Raw genomic sequence first — 16,801 nt, 5'->3', positions numbered from 1 at the left:
TGGCTTTATTACAAATAAATCTCATTTCGTTTGGGGTTTATTGAAAAAACAAGTACAGTGGTGGCTCGTTTGAGCCGCCATTTTTGTTTTTAATGAGTATTGTATTAGATCTCTACAGCCAATTATTACATCAAGGGTTTTATGACCATGTGTCTGACGGTGAACTACACACCGAAGTGCCGCTCATCTGTAGTAGTATCTCGCAAGTAAAGCTCGATGGCATTATTTACCATCGCACTGCGCAAACTGCGGCGATGATGCCTGAAAACTATGGTAGTTTGATCCTTATCTCTGAAGGAAATGGTTGGTGGCTGACTGAGCAATCCTTGCAGCGTGCGGATCTAACGCAGTTAATCTATCTTGAAGCAAATCAAAAACATGTTTTTCACCTTCCTACACAATACCACGCCGTTAGCTTCAACTTTCCAATCAATTGGCTCGTATCTCGAACCGGCAAGCGGCTTTTGCATGGACAAGCACTGACAATTCCCTCTGGTCTATCAACATTATTCAAAAGCGCCTTAACCGCCACAACGCTAAATTTAACAGCGGCAAAATGGCTTGAAGATGAAATTGTACTGCATCTAAGCGCTTGCCAGCCGACCCAATTACCAAGGTCGCCGCTGGCGGAGTTAAAACGGCTCATCTCTACACATGCAAGTGATGAAGCATTTTGTATCGACATGCTATGTGAGCATTCTGGCTGGTCAAAACGTTATATTCACAAACTCTTTGCCGCATCTGATCTGAGTGCCAGTGAATACCTGATCCGCACCAGACTCACTCACGCTTATTTTGAGTTACTCAATAGCTCTGCATCATTAAATCAAATTGCTATTGATAGTGGATTTAAAAATCAGGCGCACTTCAGCCGTCGTTTTAAGCAATTATTTTCTCTTTCACCCAAGCAAATTTCACAACGAGTGCACTCTTAGACAAAACTGAACCGTGCAAATATATATAATAAGAATCACTCTCATTATCCATAGTAGTAGAACAATGAAAATTAACACGCTCTATGCTGCAGTATGCCTCTCACTGCTTTCTCAAACCACCAGCGCCAATGAAAGCCAAAAAGATGAGTTAGAAAGAATAGAAGTTCAGGGCAGCCAATATAAAAGTACCGGAACAAAGTCGTCTTTAGCACCAATCAACGCGCCCTTTTCTATTTCTCATATAGATCAAGACACATTGCAGCTACGCCAAGCTGACTCGGTCAATGCTGCGTTGCGCTATGTTTCTGGTATCACACCAGAAAGCCGCAGTACGGTCACCATTTTTGATCAATACACTATTCGCGGTTTTGAATCATATCGAAACTACTACGATGGCCTAGAACTGCAATCCAATAATCTTTGGAATTTATATCCTCAAGTTGATGCCTTTGCCACCGACACCATTGAGGTGCTAAAAGGTCCAGCGTCAGTACTTTATGGCTCAGCACCGCCAGGTGGCATGGTTAACCAAATCGCAAAGCTTGCCAATGGCACTGAGCAAACCCAGGTTCGCCTAAGACTCGGTAGCAGAGCGCTCAAAGAAATCGGCGTTGATCATGGAGGTGTGATCACCGATGAACTAAGCTATCGAGCCATTGCGCTATCAAGAACAAGTGATGGCCAGCAAAAAACAACGGAAGAAGAACGCACTGTATTTGCACCTTCACTGCGCTGGCAACCGAACCAAGATACGGCGTTAACTGCACAGCTTTATTACCAAGACGATCCCAAAGCCATACCGTCCACTCCCTTACATAGTGTTGGTACACTCACGCGTGCAAGTTACGGTTATCTAGATACCGATGCATTTGCAGGCGATATCAATTGGTCTAATTTTGATAGAACAACGCTAATGGCAGGGCTAAAGCTGGAGCACAGTTTGTCTGACGATTGGTCTTTGTTTGCCAACTGGCGTTACACCGATGCAGAAGGCCTACAGCAAAATACCTACAACCAAAACTTAATAGCAGATAGCGACACCATACTTGCCCGTGCAGCCTATAAAACCGATGAAACGCAACATGGCTATGTTTTAGACAACCAATTGTCTACTTACTTTACGGTTGGCGACTCATCACATCACTTGCTCTTGGGTTTTGAATACAAAACCTTAAGCTCAACCGTAGGGTATTGGGATACACTTGGGACAGGCACACCAAGTATTAATCTTGCAGCGCCCAACTATGCAGCGTTTGATGTCAGCGCTTTGCCACTTAACTTCTATACCGAAGCGCACGATATTGAACAAAGTAACCGTGCGTTTTACATCCAAGACGAAGTGACAATATCAGCGTTGACCCTCTTGGCAGGTCTTAGATACGACAGTTTCACCAGTGATGTTACTGCTGATAAAAACTACGCTGGCACCGAGTGGCAAACGGAATCAAATATTGATGACACCCAACTCACCGGAAGAATTGCCGCACTTTATCAGCTGGATTCTGGTTGGCGACCTTACGTAAGCTATAGTCAGTCATTTGAGCCCGTTGCAGGAGAAGATAGCGTAACTCAACAAGCCTTCAAGCCAACTGAAGCAGAACAATGGGAACTTGGCGTTAAATATCAATCTCGCAATACGCAGCTAACATTTGCGCTATTTGATCTCACTAAGCAGAACGAAATCATTAACAGCAAAGACTTTGTCACGAAAACCCAAGCCGGTGAAGTCCAGTCTAAAGGTATTGAGCTTGAGGCTTCTCACACCGTTAACGAACAACTCGACGTGCAGTTCAATGCCACGCATCTAGATCAGAAAGTCACTAAAAATGAATTAGACCAAGATTTGGTGGGGAAACGCTTAGTGTGGGTTGCAGATAACACTGCTTCGCTATGGTTAAACTATTACCCAAGCCTGCTAGACGCACTAAAAGTGAGTGTTGGTACTCGGTATGTTGGCGAGAGTTATGTTGGCAAATACAACTCAGATACCGTGCCATCCTATACCTTATTCGACATCGCCTTGGATTATGAACTCAGCGAGCAAGCCAGGATCACCTTTAGCATTAGTAACCTCAGTGACAAGCGATACGTTGGTGCATGCTATGACGAAAGCAATTGCTGGATGGGTGCTGAGCGTAAAGCCGATGTTGGTCTCCATTACCGCTTTTAATCTCTCACCTAAGAGAGCTTACGAAAGGATATAAACGGACGGGATTTAAAGAGATTTAAACGGATACCCACCTTAACGCGCCTGCAAGCATTAAGGTGGGTGTCCTTGTTAATTCACTATGAACTCAGCGAGCAAGCTAGGATCACTTTTAGTATTAGTAACCTCAGTGACAAGCGATACATTGGCGCATGCTATGACGAAAGTAACTGCTGGATGGGTGCTGAGCGCAAAGCCGATGTTGGTCTCCATTACCGCTTTTAATCTCTCACCTAAGAGAGCTTACGAAAGGATATAAACGGACGGGATTTAAAGAGATTTAAATAAAAGATTTAAACGGATACCCACCTTAACGCGCCTGCAAGCATTAAGGTGGGTGTCCTTGTTAATTCACTTGTTAATTCATCCCTTTATTCATTCTCATTTAGCTTTAACTCAAAGGAAAACAATGCGTAAAACACTATTTAAATGGCACAGTGCAATGGCATTAATCGCGATACTGCCGCTCGCCGTTATGTCTGTCACAGGTAGCATGTTGGTGTTTAAATTCGAGATAGATAGCCTATTACTTCCAAAGCAAGCGACATTGACTTATCAGGACCAAAACGTCCAACGTCAGCCCATGAATGCGCTCGTTAACTATGTCGCAGACACCCATCCAAATTATGAAATTGGTAGCTGGGAAATATTCGATGACAGCTACGAAGCTGATAGAGTCTATTTATTAAAGCATGGCACAGACACGTGGTTTAAAACGTATCTGGATCCGTACGCAGGCAAAATGCTAAGCGAGCCTGTGGGTATTCACAGCGACTTTACCGATTTTATTCTTCACCTACATTACACCTTACTACTCGATGATGTGAGTAAAACCTTTCCACACATGGGTGTCGTTATCGGTTTAGCTGTGGCTATACTTTTTACCTTGCTTGGTGTTTCCGGCTTAGTGATATACCGGCGCTTTTGGCGGCGATTCTTTAGCTTTAGGCGACAAGCTCCTCGGCTCGTCATGATGAGCGACCTGCATAAGGTAATTGGTATTTGGAGTGCGCCGGTATTACTCGCGCTCGGCATTACTGGCGTTTATTTTAATGCAGTGGAGTATTATCACGAGGCTTTTGAGCATCAAGAAGATGAGCACCATATTGTCAACCACGCAATGTTTAATCACTCATTAGATTTTGATGCCATGATGACCCAAAGCCATCGTGCAGTTGACGGACTTAAACCAACCTACTGGCTATTTCCATTTGAACCAGAGCAAACCAGCATTACCATTTTTGGCAGCGTAGCCGATGCCAACCCGTTCATTAGTAACTATGCAGCAACGGTTAGCTTTGACGCGCAATCTGGTAAACAAACTTTTGCCTACGATATTCGAACAGCGTCTACTTTAGACCGGGTAATCGACAGCTTTAGAAAACTCCACTTTGGCCACTTTGCAGGGCTTAGCAGTAAAATAATTTGGTGCATTATGGGACTCGCCCCCGTATTGCTTGGTTTTACTGGGTTATATTTATGGTGGCAAAGAAAGCGTAAAAAACTCAAGAGTAAGAAAAACCGTCAACTCGCCTTAAGCTGACGGTTCAAGTTTCAATCCAGATCCGTTATTGTCGTTATTATCTGCAAATAACGAGCAATCACTATGAAACAACTTGGGCTAATTGGCGGTATGAGTTGGGAGTCAACACAAAGCTACTACCAGCTTATCAATCAAACCGTTAAAGCAAAGCTTGGCGGGCTACACAGTGCAAAGCTTTGCTTGTATAGCGTCGACTTTGCCGAAATTGCAAAGCTTCAAGCCGCTGGTGATTGGCAGAAAATGACCACCATTTTGGCAGGCGCTGCTACGTCGTTGAAGCTTGCAGGCTCAGATGCCATTGTGATCTGTACCAACACCATGCATAAAATTTCAGATGAAATTAGCGCAGCGTCAGGATTACCGGTACTGCATATTGCCGACGCAACCGCGAAGCGACTTAAAGACGACGGCGTAATACGCATCGCACTATTAGGTACGAGGTTTACGATGCAGCAAGACTTTTATAAAGCACGATTGCAAGACCTTCACGGCATTGAGGTCATAACACCTGATGGGGACCAGCAAGCTTTGGTTCACGACATAATTTATGACGAATTATGTTGCGGTGAAGTCAACGCAAGCTCAAGGCAAACTTATCTAGACATCATCGACGTACTCTATCAACAAGGGGCTGAAGGGGTAATTTTAGGTTGCACAGAAATAGGTTTGCTCGTTCAACAAGTGCATACTCAAGTTCCTCTTTACGACACTACCAAGCTTCATGCTGAAGCCGTTGTAGAGTGGTCACTTGGGGTAACGTCTTGCTTTATTTATGAGTAATATCAAACTTTGTTGTAATTAAAAAAATAACAACGAAATCGCTATTGTCGCGATTACTTGGCTCCTATAGAATAAAATCTCACTTACTCTAGGGCCTGTTGACCTTTGCTGTTTGATTTTTGTTCTCCTGAGTGTGTTTTGATCGCGACGCTCGACTTGTCGCCTAGTAATCTAGGCAAAAGTTGAGCAACAATGAACAAAGCGCACTCAGGGGAACCCAAAGGGCAGCGCTTGATTGGCATTTCTACTGTGTTGTCGCCTAACTTACATAGAATAACTATGCTACGCAGGCTCTGCCTTGTATAAATACCAATCAAACTGCTGCAAAAACAAACTTGAAAGGTCAACAGGCCCTAATTAAATCAGGGATGTATTATGACCCAATACGACGAATATAAAGTTATCCATGTAGTTGAAGGTGGCTGCGGCACACTATTACTTGGCTCAAGTGGATTACCGTTAAAAAAGCTTGAAGCAACTTTAAATATGGAAGCGCAAGATGGCTGGCAGCTTGTTTTCCAAGTTATCGAAAACAAACGTTTTATGCTGTTTTGGAGCCGCGAAGCCGTGATCTTAACACTTGGTCGTAAACGTGCTTAAACGCTTTGCTCTGTCTGCCATTCGCCGCTATCAAGCGAATGGTGGAGCAAAAGCCCACTTCAATATAAGTTGTAATTTTACGCCGTCATGTTCTGAATATACCTATCAAGCAATCGAAAAATACGGCTTCTTTAAAGGCGTGCGTATCGGCTTTTGCCGTATCAAGCGCTGCAATGACCCAGATTGTATTGAAATAAAGTCAGACCCCCTACCGTAACCTAATCCTAGGAGTTTGCATGGACGAAATAGCATTAAGAGAACAAGAAGAAGCGTTGAGGAACCAAGTTGCTCAGCTAAGTCCTGAAGCGCGCAAGCAGTACTACCAACTAGAAGAACAGCTAGTAAAAGATCCTGATACTTACGCCGTACTCAATTACTTCTTTGCCGCAGGTTTACATCACTTTTATCTGGGTAAAACAGCACGAGGTGTAATTAACCTCACCTTGATGCTCTTAGGGCTTGTATTTATTCTCTTTTATGGCTGGGTTCTGCTAATTTTAGTGTGTTTAATTGAGCTACCTCAGTTATTTAACAGCCAAAAAATAGTGAGAAAATACAACATCGATGTAATGCGAGAAGTACTAGATGAGCTCAAAGATACACAACAGAATCAAGCAATCTAAAGAAACGCAGTGGCTTTGGATTATAGCGGCCACGGTTGTGGTCGTTTTATTTAGTGGTTATCAGTTTTATACCAAAGGCGTGCCTTACTTCGCTAAAGAGATCTCGGCCTCATTGCCCAAACAAATCTACCAAATCATCGACGAAGGAAGCCTAAACGAGCTAGATAACTCGGAATTTTCTGAATCAAAATTAAGTGAAATCAAACAGCAAGAGACTCGCGCTTTATTTGTCTCATTGCTTGGCGCCAATGCATCGAGTGAACGTGAATTTAAACTTGAATTTAGGCAGTGGAAAGATAAAGCCAACGCCATGGCATTGGCCAATGGTACCATTGTGATCACCGATAACATGGTCGAACTAGCATCGACTCAGCAAGAGCTTAGCGCAGTGTTACTCCACGAGATTGGTCATGTCGAGCATAATCACGTAATGGAATCTCTTGTGAGCTCGTCTATCGTATTTGTCAGTTTGAGTGTCGTATTGGGTGACATCTCTGCGCTCTCAGATCTTATGATGCAGGGCGCAATGTTAGGCATCAACCAAAATTACTCTCAGCACGCTGAACTCGAGGCTGATTTGTACGCGCACAACAAGCTAATGACGCTGTATGGTAATAGTAACGCAATGATCTCTATATTCGAAAAGCTCGCCAAGGAAAGCGATGAACAGCATAGTTGGTTAAGCACACACCCAAGCTTTGAGCAACGCATTGAGCAGCTGCGACAAAAGCCATGATCCTTACAGGTTAAAGTGGGTGTCTTGTTAAATTCCGTTGTTAAACTCTGCTCAGTACAAGCTTTTAAAACAACTTTTAAAAAGACACCCACCCATTTACCATTTAGTATTTCATTTGTTAAATTGACTAAGGCAATCTACTCTTAACATACATTCAAAGGATTGAAGGTATCTAATATGGCCACTGCACGCTGCCGACAAATTTGTCTATCAGAAACCAAATATTATCACTGTATTTCTCGCTGCGTTAGGCAAGCCTACCTTTGCGGTCAGGACATAGCCACTGGGCGCTCTTACGAACATCGCAGAGATTGGGTCGAAGAAAAGCTACTCGCCCTTAAAAAAACGTTTTGCATTGATGTCTGTGCATATGCGGTTATGAATAACCACACCCATATAGTTCTACATGTTGATATTCAAAAAGCCAAACGTCTAACTGACAAAGCTATTATCATTCGCTGGCACAAGCAGTTTAAAGGCAATTGGCTCACACATAAGTTTATTCGTAATGAGCCATTATCAGATGCGGAAAGGTCAATACTTGATAATACTATCAATATATATCGATCACGCATTACCTGTATCAGCTGGTTTATGAGAACACTTAATGAGTATATTGCACGACGAGCAAATCAAGAGGACCAATGTACAGGTCGGTTTTGGGAGGGGCGCTTCAAATCACAAGCACTACTTGATGAAGCTGCACTTGTTGCGTGCATGGCTTATGTTGATCTAAATCCCATTCGCGCTAACCTAGCTAAGCTACCTGAAGAATCTAAATACACGAGTATAAAAAAGCGTATTGAATTAGCCAAACAAGGAAAGCAACCTCGCTCACTATTCCGATTTGCAGGCAATCCGAGAAAGCATATGCCTAAAGGTATACCGCTTGAGCTGTCATCATATATCGAACTGGTCGAACTCACAGGGCGTTGCATAAGAAGTGACAAAATAGGTTACATTAAAAACAAACAACCGATTTTAGACAGGTTAAATCTAACTTCTAAGAACTGGATAACCCTGACAACACAATTTAGTACTGTGATCCATGGAGCTGCTGGTAACTCAGCAGCAAAGCAAAAATATTGTGATTCACTCTCAATTCAACGGCGTTCAAATATATCCAATTGCGTAGTACTTTTTGGTTAATCATCAAATCAATTGATAATTGAGAACCTAGACCAATTGCGCCTTAGCGAGAAGCAATATAGTTTGCTTATTCATGCATCCATAATGCAGGCCAATCATAAACTTCAGAAATGGCTCTAGAGATTTCATGGATTAATTGAAAGCCATTGTCTGAGTTTGTCATAACGACAAAACCTCGGCCAACACTAGCAAAAGACACGGCATAACAAGTATACCCAGCATTCCCACCACTATGTCTAAATCTATAAGCGTTACCTTCTCCATCGAGTCCTATTCCTGTGCCACCAGCACCGGGAACTCTAGTAAGCATGACTTTCGCAAGATGTGGAGATAATAAGCTTTCGTCATCACCACGATAGGACTTACCTAGAGCAATCATAAATAATGCTAAATCAGAAGGAGTACTCCATAACCCCGCAGCTGCCTTTTCAGGATATAGCCGATAACCTCCAGCGATCATATTTGCTTGTAAATCATGACCTTTAGCAACTCTATATTGAGGCAGATTCAGCGACGCTAGCTTAAAAGAGCTGTTATTCATGTTTAGGGGCTTTAATACCTGCTTTTCCAATAACTCAGAGAATGGCAGCCCACTACTATCTTCCATCAACAGTTGCAAAACTGTCATGCCACCACCTGAATAAAACTCAGACTTCCCTGGTGTTTGAAACACTCTAACTGATGGGGAATTACTCAACTCACTCCCTTGTAAAACCTGTACGAGCGAAGGAGTTTTTTGGTTTCTGCCATAACCAGCGAACCCTTGTACATTGAGCCCTGAAGTGTGACTCATAATTCGACTGGGTGTCACTTTATTTTCTTTAGTAAATTTATTATTGGGGATCTGCCAGCGTGTAAGCTTACTGTTTACATCTTCATGTAGTCCAAAACGACCTAGCTCTATCATCTTAAAAGCACCAAAGCTCGTTACAGCTTTAGAAATAGAAGCAGCCTGAAACAGCGTATCCGGCGTTACATTCACTTTTGAGTACTTATCTGTAACGCCGTAACCTTTCGACCAAAGAATATGATTATTATCAAAAACTGTAATGCTAACCGCAGGGACGCGGTATGTGCTCATTCTGGATTGAAGTGTACTCGCTGTTTCACTACTCACTCCGCCATCATTAATTTCGCGAATACTCTGCTCGAACACTCGTTGTTTATTTACATAATCTGGTGCTACAGCTTTCAACTTTTGTTCTGCACAACTCACCACAGTAACCAGAGCTGCCACCAGTGTGATTTTCATGACTCTCATATATCAGCCTTAATATTCAAACGCTAAAATATTATTGTCGTATTGAGGCCTTAAAAAGTTTGCTTTGACGACAATTAAGTTTCAAACATCAAGCTAACTCTATCACCTGTATTGTTGGCATATGCAGACACCCACTTTAGCGTCACCGTTTAAAAATGGGTGTCTTTTTAACATTCTCTCTCCGAGAAGCGATGAGCAACATAGTTGGATAAGCACACACCCAAGTTTTGAGCAGCTACGGCAAAAGCCGTGAATCATAAACAGGAATAGCATTAATGCACTGAAAAGTTGTTAAATAACTCCAGCTATTAACACTGACTGTTTCCTTATACCGTACAATCCCATTACATTTTTTAACTTGCAATCTATGTTTCTAAATTGGAGAATTTGTTTTTAAATGAATCACGGGTAAAAAATGAAACCATCCAAACTTTATCTACTACCTATAACAGTAGCCAGTATCAGCACATTTCTCACGGCCTGCACATCTGAAACAGAATCTGATCTGTTGAAAACAAACGCAATTAGTGCAGATATATCAATAAATTCAAATGGAGAAAGAGCCCGAATTGTGGCCGAGTTAAATGTTGGGGACTCGTTCGGCTCTAATGTAAATTTAAGCGAAGGCGATACACTAAGAGCGATCGTAAATGGTCAGACGATCCAATTGATTAAAGATACTGACATTCTAGATATTGATTACGAGGGCAGATCCTCTGTTGTAACTGGTAACAGCCTATATACTATCCAGTTAAATCGGAAGAAGGAAGAAAATGCTTCAGCGTCAGTTGAGCTTCCCTTAGGCTTCCTGATACTTACCCCCGAAGCAGAGAAAACTTTTCGATATGATGAAGATATTGAAATTCATATTGATGGAATAGACTTAGCGAGTGAGACATCTCTTATCGTTAACTATGCATGCCCGAATAATACGGGCGGGTTAGTGACAGGCTCTTTCTCAACACAGTTTGGAAACTCGACAAGCAATACATTCAATGCAAAAAGCGCTAGCCTCATAGATCTAGACCAGATTAAAACTTCAAAACCATGTGAATTTGATATGGAAGTTCAGAGAGTTAGAACAGGCAGCTTTTCTGGTGCACTTAAAGACAATAGTTTAATTAGGGGTATCCAATCAAGGGTTATTAAAGATCTAGAGTTTACTTTTTAGTTTACATAGCTTTTGAGTAGTCACAGCGTTAAATGCCTCACCCTGTTTCTTCTAAATTTAAATGGGTGTCTTTTTAGCCGCTTTCGCTTTAGCCGTACTTTAGCATAGAAAAACGAAACCAAAGTGGAGCGAGTCCACTTTGGTTTAAGATAAAACAGAACTAGCTAGTACTGCTCAGTAGCCCTTTTTTAGTCTTCTAGTATCGCTTTGTACAAAACGATACTTCTTTGCAAGTGCTCTTTCCTTGTCTCTCTTATCTTTTAGGCTGACGTTGTTTCTTTGATGTTCACTTCTTAGTTTTATGAAGTTGTTGAAGCGCCTAACTTCAAGTTCTCCACTCTCTATCGCTTGCTGAACAGCACATCCGGGCTCATTTTGATGCGAGCAATCACTGAAACGGCAGGCGCTTTCTAACGCTTCAATTTCTGCAAACGTTTTACTGATCCCTTGTTGGCAGTCGGCTAGTTGGATCTCTCTCATTCCTGGCGTATCGAGCAACACTGAGCCATTGTCCATAAAATGTAACGAGCGAGCAGTTGTTGTGTGCCGCCCTTTTGCATCATCTTCACGGATTGAACCGGTGAGCTGTTCTTTACACCCTAACAGCGTGTTCACCAAGCTGGACTTACCCACACCTGATGAACCTACAAATGACAACGTTTTTCCCGTGCTACACCAAGCTTTTAGGCACTCAACGGAGCTCGGATCCAACGCATTAATCGCTTCGACTGTCAAAAATGGGTCCAACTCCTGAACGAGTTGTACTTGCTGTTGCCAACCGTCAATCAAATCCTTCTTAGTCAAAACAACAATTGGCTCCACTTGCGCTTCATTAGCCAGTGCTAGGTAACGTTCGATCCGGTTTAGATTAAAATCCTGATTTAGCGAGCAAACAATAAACAGGCTATCGATATTTGCGGTTATCAATTGCTCCGCGACTTTACTGCCCGCAGCTTTCCTTGAAATAACCGATTTGCGGGATAATAGCCTAATAAATTGATAATTTTCATCTAACAAAACCCAATCACCAACCGTCATACTAGGCAGTGATACATGAGTAGATAAAGAAATTTGCCGTGATTGCAACTGGATTAAATAATTACTTCTGTGGTGCGCTATCACGCGGCCAAGATTTGATGATTCCAATTCTGTTAGTGTCAGTTGCTGTTGAAAAAATGCTTGCCAACCAAGCTGTGTTGGCGAATAAGATGTATTCATTATAAAATCTCAAAAATGCAGAAAGACGGCAAAAATCAAGCAGGGTTAATGAATATCATTGACCCCGGAGAAGCCTGTTAGGCATCACACCGGGTAAAAGGAGTAAAAATTTAGAAGAGACGAAAGTTAGCGTCTACTAATCACACCTAGCTACAACTTTTACCGGGTGGCTCAATAAAACAATCATCAAATTCTCCTTAAACTTTTTTGAATACTGCCGTAGATTAGCACTGAAGATAGGCAAGGTAAACCAAGTATTTCACGCAACTAATTTCAATAATAGATAAAAGTTTTGTGTTTAAAGCGATATCAATCACGCAATTTTTGCGTATGTTATCTGGGCTAAAACAAGAGCAGACGCTGATCCGCCTGCTCTTGTGATTTTAATAAGCTTACAACGCCAGCATTAAAATCTCTTTCGCCTTCGCTAAATCAATATCGCCGTGCTCACCTAATGCCGTCATGCCGTTCTTTTCTAGGTTAGCGATAACTTCCTGTACTGCTTTTTCGTCTAATTGGTAATCAGCTAAACGCGTTTGCACCGCCATCGACTCAAAAAAGTCCTGAACTGCTTTTATCGTTTGGTCAATTTGCTGTGCTTCATCCGCCGCTGTAATACCAAATACACGCTCACCAAGTTGCTTGATTTTCTCGGCTTTTTTGTCTCGTTGCACATACATCACCGCAGGTAATACAATCGCAAGCGTTTGCGCGTGGTCAAGGTTATACAATGCCGTTAGCTCGTGACCAATCATATGCGTTGACCAATCCTGTGGTACGCCTTGACCAATAAGGCCATTTAGCGCCATAGTTGCAGACCACATCACGTTTGCCCTTACATCATAATTGTTAGGCTCGCTTAACGCCTTTGGCCCTTCGCTGATAAGCGTTTGTAAAATACCTTCTGCGAATCTGTCTTGCAGTGGCGCATTTACTGGATACGTTAAATACTGCTCAATCACGTGAACAAACGCATCCACCACCCCATTACTCACTTGGCGAGGCGGTAGTGAATAGGTGTATTCTGGGTCAAGTACCGCAAACTGCGGCTGCACTGTTGGTGACGAAAACGCACGCTTTTGCGAGGTTGCCTTTTTAGTAACCACTGAGTTACCGTTACTCTCAGAGCCAGTCGCAGGTAAAGTAAGCACAGCACCAATCGGCAATGGATTGCTAAAGCTTGCGCCTTTTACCAAAATGTCCCAAGGCTCACCGTCAAAATTCACAGCTGCCGCCACAAACTTTGCGCCGTCAATAACACTGCCGCCGCCAACCGCAAGAATAAAGTTCACATCGTTTTGCTTTGCTGTCGCGACCGCTTGCATTAGCGTTTCGTATGTTGGGTTTGGCTCCACGCCACCAAATTCCACAACCTCAACACCTGTCAATGCGCTCATCGCTTGGTCGTATACACCATTGTTTTTAATCGAGCCGCCGCCGTACAGTAGCAGCACCTTTGCAGCCTCAGGTAATCGTGAGGTGATTTCACTCATTTGACCTTTACCAAAAAGAATTTCGGTTTGATTTTTAAATACAAAATTAAGCATGCTCAATTCCTTACTGTTTAATATTCGATTCTTTCGCTAACATTTCTAGCAGCTTTTCTGCTAGTAATTTGTCTGAAAACGGGTTTTGCCCCGTAATTAGCTCTCTATCAACAACCACTTTTGGCTGCCATGCATTTGCAAACTGCATCTTTCCTCCAGCCTGAGACATCGCTGCTGCTGGGTAAAAGTTGAGTTTTTCACCATTTAAAGTACTTTCAAATACTTGTTCTTCTGGGTTCGAAAATATCGTCATTTGATATCCGTCATAAATCCAGTTTTTCGCTTGAACAGGTGATTGTGTTGTTAAACTCTGATAATACGCTTTTGGTTCACTTTGCGCCGACAGCAACGTAATTGGGCCGTGGCAAATCGCGGCTGTAGGTTTATTCTCGCGGTTAAAATGGCGCAAAATTTCACCCACCTGCGGATTGTTCGCCAAATCAATTAATGGTGCGTGTCCGCCTGGAATAAATACCGCATCAAATTCGTCTAACCCCGTAGCAAGGATCTCGCTAAAACTTGCGGTATCATTAATATCTGGCAGGTTAGCAATAAATTTTTTGATGCTTTGTAATTTAGTCTCATCACCGCCAAAATAGTCAACCGTCACTGACTTTTGATCTACAGCAGGGGCATTGCCTTTTGGTGTTGCTAAGACCAGTTTATATCCAGCATCCACCAACGCCTTTGCTGGGATCCCAAACTCATTGAGATAATAACCTGTTTCTATTGTCTCACCACTGGCAAGTTCCATCGAGGTTTCGCTCGAAAGTAACACTAATACCTCACCTTCACTTGCATGAGCGCTAAGCGTAAGTGCTGCACCCAATAACGATGACACCCACACCAACGTATTCACTATACCCTTTTTCATCCCGGCTCCTCATACCAGTTCAATATCGATGAGTTTAGGCGATTTGCGGATACAGGAGAATTCGGATAAATTGGTAGGAGCAATCAGAATATTTATGGCTAGAGTGTTTTATGTCTCATCTCACCCAACTAAAAACCTTTGTGGAAGTATACCGCTGCAAAAATATCACCAAAGCAGCGGCCAACTTGGGGATGTCGCAGCCAGCTGTCACGGCACATATTCAAACCATGGAAGCGGTAGTAGGAAAAGCCCTGTTTGAACGCCAAGCACGAGGGGTGAAGCCAACGCCAACAGCACATGACTTAGCGCTGCAGGTGTCTGGTCATATCGATATTTTAGAGCAGAAGATCACCTCAATTCGGGCACGCTCCAATGCGGTGTTTGGCACACTAAATATTGCTGGCCCCGCGGAGTATTTAAGCTTTGTCTCCGGTCCACAAATCGCCAACTTATTGCAAGCGGGCAACATTAACGTGGTACTTCATATTGGCAATAAAATTAACATTTTCGACGCACTAATAAACGACACCGCTGACATCGCCATTGCCGCCTCTGCGCCAGATCCCACAAGCTTTGACTATTTAGTTCTAGACAAAGAGCAATTGTGGCTAGTGATGAACCGTTTAGAGGGCCGAGAAATTCAAGACAGCGATATTACCGCCGACTTACTCTCAAGCTATAACGTCGTCACGTACGATCAAGACTTACCTTTGGTAAGACAATACTTTGACCGTGTATTTAATGCGAGCTGCAACTCTAATGTGATCGCCATTTGTCCAGACATTAGAGCAATTGCTAACATCATTCGCTCTGGAATAGGTTACTCCGTCCTCCCCGATTATCTCTGCCGAGATCTCATAAAAGCAGGTGAACTGATCCAACTTGGCCCCGTAGGCCCTGAAAACAATATCTATTTGGTGTGGAAAAAGGGCGCGTTAAAACACCCTCGCATTGCCTTTGCAAAGGATGTGATCTCCGCCTTTGCTAATATTAATTATCTTTCGAATTAAAAAGTTGTAAAAAAATTATTTTCCGCAGATTTCTGCTGAGAATTCCTGTTACTTTGCTGTAAATTAAAAGAGACGGGTTGGAACAACAATGGACTATCAAAGCCAATATCGTGACTTAACTATTTATTACGACGCACTAAAAAAAGCAACAAAGCAAAGTGAAGCGGTACCAGACACCACAGAAAAATGGCTGGCACTCGTAGAAACGACCTTATTTGAACTACAAGAGCTTGCCCATATGGAAAAAGCTTATATGCAAAAATCAAGAACGATGAATAACCTAATTGAGTTGGTGTACTCCAGTGCCCCAAGCATGGACTAGCAACTAAAGGTTATTGCTGTTGAGTTTTGCATTGACAAGAGTGCTACTACTAGCACTCTTTTTTTCGCTAGAAATAGAGTTAAAGTTTGAAAAGAAATTAGCAACTTAAGCTTTACGGCGCAGATAACCTGCGAAAACTCAGAATGTTATGTGTGCTACTGATAAGCCTTCAATGTAGCAAAGATCTCCTCAGACAGTTCAGCAAACACACCATGGATCCGCTCTGATAGCACTTTTACATTGTCGAAATCAGGGTCAGCAAGCATTAGAATTTCAAAGATTGACCACTCAGGCATAACCTCTTGATTCACCCATTTGATACCCTGTAACTTTGTCCAATATTCAATTTGAACATCCTTTGTTTGCCCAAGGAGCCAAAGTTCGAATTGCACCTCTTGATGGTTCAACACCACTGCCAATTTGAGTTTATGTTTTTTAAGGTAATCGTTTTGTAGATAAAAGTATGTAAAGTCAATATATCCGTGTAACACGTTTGCGACTGTAAACTGGCCTTTATACTGCTTACTGAATTCAGCTCTGAGACTTTGAACGATAGAGACGAGATCCTTATAGGTTCTCTGCAGTTCGCCACTTGCAAATACCATTTTATAGGCAGGAATTCGAGCACTAAGACTTTTATTACACATGTTGTCCTCTGAGTTTTTCAGGCACATAGACAAAGTGACCCACACACGAAGCTAGTTTTGCAAGGGGCCTGAGTCATCATAAAATTGTCAAATATCATATCAAACTATCAAAGTCGAATGGTGCTTCATATACGCCAAGCTATGGTGTAAGTAAAAGAAGCGGGCTGTTTTGAACTATT

The 16,801-nt window shown here is 42.5% G+C and carries 18 protein-coding genes; 13 read left to right on the top strand and 5 right to left on the bottom strand.

Annotation, left to right across the window (positions count from 1 at the left end):
- Positions 1–92 precede the first annotated feature (92 nt).
- The 10 genes from NO992_RS19365 (at position 93) to NO992_RS19320 (ending at position 8,572) form a co-directional block, all read left to right on the top strand.
- Positions 93–935: a response regulator transcription factor gene (locus tag NO992_RS19365; RefSeq protein ID WP_010369810.1), complete on the top strand. Its 843-nt coding sequence runs from the start codon at positions 93–95 to the stop codon at positions 933–935.
- Positions 936–999: 64 nt separating this feature from the next.
- The gene (locus tag NO992_RS19360; RefSeq protein WP_371379961.1) at positions 1,000–3,105 is read left to right on the top strand and encodes a TonB-dependent siderophore receptor; all 2,106 of its coding nucleotides are present in this window, start codon (positions 1,000–1,002) and stop codon (positions 3,103–3,105) included.
- 105 nt (positions 3,106–3,210) lie between these two features.
- A complete protein-coding gene (locus NO992_RS19355) occupies positions 3,211–3,366 on the top strand; it encodes a hypothetical protein (protein ID WP_371379959.1) in 156 nt (51 codons plus the stop codon).
- Between the two features lie 184 nt (positions 3,367–3,550).
- Positions 3,551–4,684 (top strand): PepSY-associated TM helix domain-containing protein, encoded by a 1,134-nt coding sequence (locus NO992_RS19350; protein ID WP_371379957.1) that lies wholly within the window; start codon positions 3,551–3,553, stop codon positions 4,682–4,684.
- Positions 4,685–4,747: 63 nt separating this feature from the next.
- Positions 4,748–5,464: an aspartate/glutamate racemase family protein gene (locus NO992_RS19345; protein WP_371379955.1), complete on the top strand. Its 717-nt coding sequence runs from the start codon at positions 4,748–4,750 to the stop codon at positions 5,462–5,464.
- A 375-nt stretch (positions 5,465–5,839) separates the two neighbouring features.
- Entirely contained in the window at positions 5,840–6,064 is a 225-nt protein-coding gene (locus NO992_RS19340) for a DUF4177 domain-containing protein (RefSeq protein WP_010369821.1), read from the top strand.
- The gene (yidD, locus tag NO992_RS19335) at positions 6,057–6,281 is read left to right on the top strand and encodes a membrane protein insertion efficiency factor YidD (protein WP_010369825.1); all 225 of its coding nucleotides are present in this window, start codon (positions 6,057–6,059) and stop codon (positions 6,279–6,281) included. The genes NO992_RS19340 and yidD overlap by 8 nt, the downstream gene beginning before the upstream one ends.
- Before the next feature lie 19 nt (positions 6,282–6,300).
- Positions 6,301–6,687: a membrane protein gene (locus NO992_RS19330; RefSeq protein ID WP_010369828.1), complete on the top strand. Its 387-nt coding sequence runs from the start codon at positions 6,301–6,303 to the stop codon at positions 6,685–6,687.
- A complete protein-coding gene (locus tag NO992_RS19325) occupies positions 6,650–7,423 on the top strand; it encodes a M48 family metallopeptidase (protein WP_371379952.1) in 774 nt (257 codons plus the stop codon). The genes NO992_RS19330 and NO992_RS19325 overlap by 38 nt, the downstream gene beginning before the upstream one ends.
- 177 nt (positions 7,424–7,600) lie before the next feature.
- Positions 7,601–8,572 carry a transposase gene (locus NO992_RS19320; RefSeq protein WP_371379950.1) on the top strand — a complete coding sequence of 324 codons (972 nt, stop codon included), beginning with the start codon at positions 7,601–7,603 and terminating at the stop codon, positions 8,570–8,572.
- A gap of 67 nt (positions 8,573–8,639) precedes the next feature.
- Here NO992_RS19320 and NO992_RS19315 read toward each other — a convergent pair whose 3' ends face one another.
- The gene (locus NO992_RS19315) at positions 8,640–9,833 is read right to left on the bottom strand and encodes a serine hydrolase domain-containing protein (RefSeq protein WP_371379947.1); all 1,194 of its coding nucleotides are present in this window, start codon (positions 9,831–9,833) and stop codon (positions 8,640–8,642) included.
- A 415-nt stretch (positions 9,834–10,248) separates the two neighbouring features.
- Between NO992_RS19315 and NO992_RS19310 the strand changes: the two genes are divergently transcribed.
- Positions 10,249–11,004 (top strand): hypothetical protein, encoded by a 756-nt coding sequence (locus NO992_RS19310; RefSeq protein WP_371379945.1) that lies wholly within the window; start codon positions 10,249–10,251, stop codon positions 11,002–11,004.
- A 174-nt stretch (positions 11,005–11,178) separates the two neighbouring features.
- On the opposite strand, the gene rsgA is transcribed toward NO992_RS19310, so the two are convergent.
- The 3 genes from rsgA to NO992_RS19295 all read right to left on the bottom strand — a co-directional run bounded on the left by rsgA (position 11,179) and on the right by NO992_RS19295 (position 14,643).
- Positions 11,179–12,222, bottom strand: coding sequence for a ribosome small subunit-dependent GTPase A (gene rsgA, locus NO992_RS19305; protein ID WP_371379943.1), 1,044 nt, complete (start codon positions 12,220–12,222; stop codon positions 11,179–11,181).
- A gap of 392 nt (positions 12,223–12,614) precedes the next feature.
- The gene (locus NO992_RS19300) at positions 12,615–13,769 is read right to left on the bottom strand and encodes an iron-containing alcohol dehydrogenase (protein WP_138581889.1); all 1,155 of its coding nucleotides are present in this window, start codon (positions 13,767–13,769) and stop codon (positions 12,615–12,617) included.
- Between the two features lie 10 nt (positions 13,770–13,779).
- On the bottom strand, positions 13,780–14,643 hold the full coding sequence (locus NO992_RS19295) for a type 1 glutamine amidotransferase domain-containing protein (protein ID WP_371379941.1): 864 nt from the start codon (positions 14,641–14,643) through the stop codon (positions 13,780–13,782).
- A gap of 110 nt (positions 14,644–14,753) precedes the next feature.
- Here NO992_RS19295 and NO992_RS19290 point away from each other — a divergent pair, with 110 nt between their 5' ends.
- Entirely contained in the window at positions 14,754–15,653 is a 900-nt protein-coding gene (locus NO992_RS19290) for a LysR family transcriptional regulator (RefSeq protein ID WP_211865084.1), read from the top strand.
- Positions 15,654–15,741: 88 nt separating this feature from the next.
- On the top strand, positions 15,742–15,975 hold the full coding sequence (locus NO992_RS19285) for a hypothetical protein (protein ID WP_010369844.1): 234 nt from the start codon (positions 15,742–15,744) through the stop codon (positions 15,973–15,975).
- A 155-nt stretch (positions 15,976–16,130) separates the two neighbouring features.
- Here the strand turns inward: NO992_RS19285 and NO992_RS19280 are convergent, their stop codons facing one another.
- The gene (locus NO992_RS19280) at positions 16,131–16,622 is read right to left on the bottom strand and encodes a hypothetical protein (protein ID WP_017217631.1); all 492 of its coding nucleotides are present in this window, start codon (positions 16,620–16,622) and stop codon (positions 16,131–16,133) included.
- Positions 16,623–16,801: the final 179 nt, after the last annotated feature.

This window comes from Pseudoalteromonas sp. DY56-GL79 (assembly GCF_041414765.1).
Classification (GTDB): domain Bacteria; phylum Pseudomonadota; class Gammaproteobacteria; order Enterobacterales; family Alteromonadaceae; genus Pseudoalteromonas; species Pseudoalteromonas piscicida.
The sequence above is the reverse complement of the archived record's forward strand: the minus strand, read 5'-3'. Positions and strand labels throughout refer to the sequence as shown.

Bases quoted from the DNA above. Each gene is read 5' to 3' on its own strand.
- NO992_RS19330 (WP_010369828.1), top strand. From the start codon at position 6,301: ATGGACGAAATAGCATTAAGAGAACAAGAAGAAGCGTTGAGGAACCAA.
- NO992_RS19280 (WP_017217631.1), bottom strand. From the start codon at position 16,622: ATGTGTAATAAAAGTCTTAGTGCTCGAATTCCTGCCTATAAAATGGTA.
- NO992_RS19340 (WP_010369821.1), top strand. From the start codon at position 5,840: ATGACCCAATACGACGAATATAAAGTTATCCATGTAGTTGAAGGTGGC.
- NO992_RS19360 (WP_371379961.1), top strand. From the start codon at position 1,000: ATGAAAATTAACACGCTCTATGCTGCAGTATGCCTCTCACTGCTTTCT.
- NO992_RS19315 (WP_371379947.1), bottom strand. From the start codon at position 9,833: ATGAGAGTCATGAAAATCACACTGGTGGCAGCTCTGGTTACTGTGGTG.
- NO992_RS19320 (WP_371379950.1), top strand. From the start codon at position 7,601: ATGGCCACTGCACGCTGCCGACAAATTTGTCTATCAGAAACCAAATAT.
- NO992_RS19350 (WP_371379957.1), top strand. From the start codon at position 3,551: ATGCGTAAAACACTATTTAAATGGCACAGTGCAATGGCATTAATCGCG.
- NO992_RS19295 (WP_371379941.1), bottom strand. From the start codon at position 14,643: ATGAAAAAGGGTATAGTGAATACGTTGGTGTGGGTGTCATCGTTATTG.
- NO992_RS19300 (WP_138581889.1), bottom strand. From the start codon at position 13,769: ATGCTTAATTTTGTATTTAAAAATCAAACCGAAATTCTTTTTGGTAAA.
- NO992_RS19325 (WP_371379952.1), top strand. From the start codon at position 6,650: ATGAGCTCAAAGATACACAACAGAATCAAGCAATCTAAAGAAACGCAG.
- NO992_RS19285 (WP_010369844.1), top strand. From the start codon at position 15,742: ATGGACTATCAAAGCCAATATCGTGACTTAACTATTTATTACGACGCA.
- NO992_RS19365 (WP_010369810.1), top strand. From the start codon at position 93: ATGAGTATTGTATTAGATCTCTACAGCCAATTATTACATCAAGGGTTT.
- NO992_RS19310 (WP_371379945.1), top strand. From the start codon at position 10,249: ATGAAACCATCCAAACTTTATCTACTACCTATAACAGTAGCCAGTATC.
- NO992_RS19345 (WP_371379955.1), top strand. From the start codon at position 4,748: ATGAAACAACTTGGGCTAATTGGCGGTATGAGTTGGGAGTCAACACAA.
- rsgA (WP_371379943.1), bottom strand. From the start codon at position 12,222: ATGAATACATCTTATTCGCCAACACAGCTTGGTTGGCAAGCATTTTTT.
- NO992_RS19290 (WP_211865084.1), top strand. From the start codon at position 14,754: ATGTCTCATCTCACCCAACTAAAAACCTTTGTGGAAGTATACCGCTGC.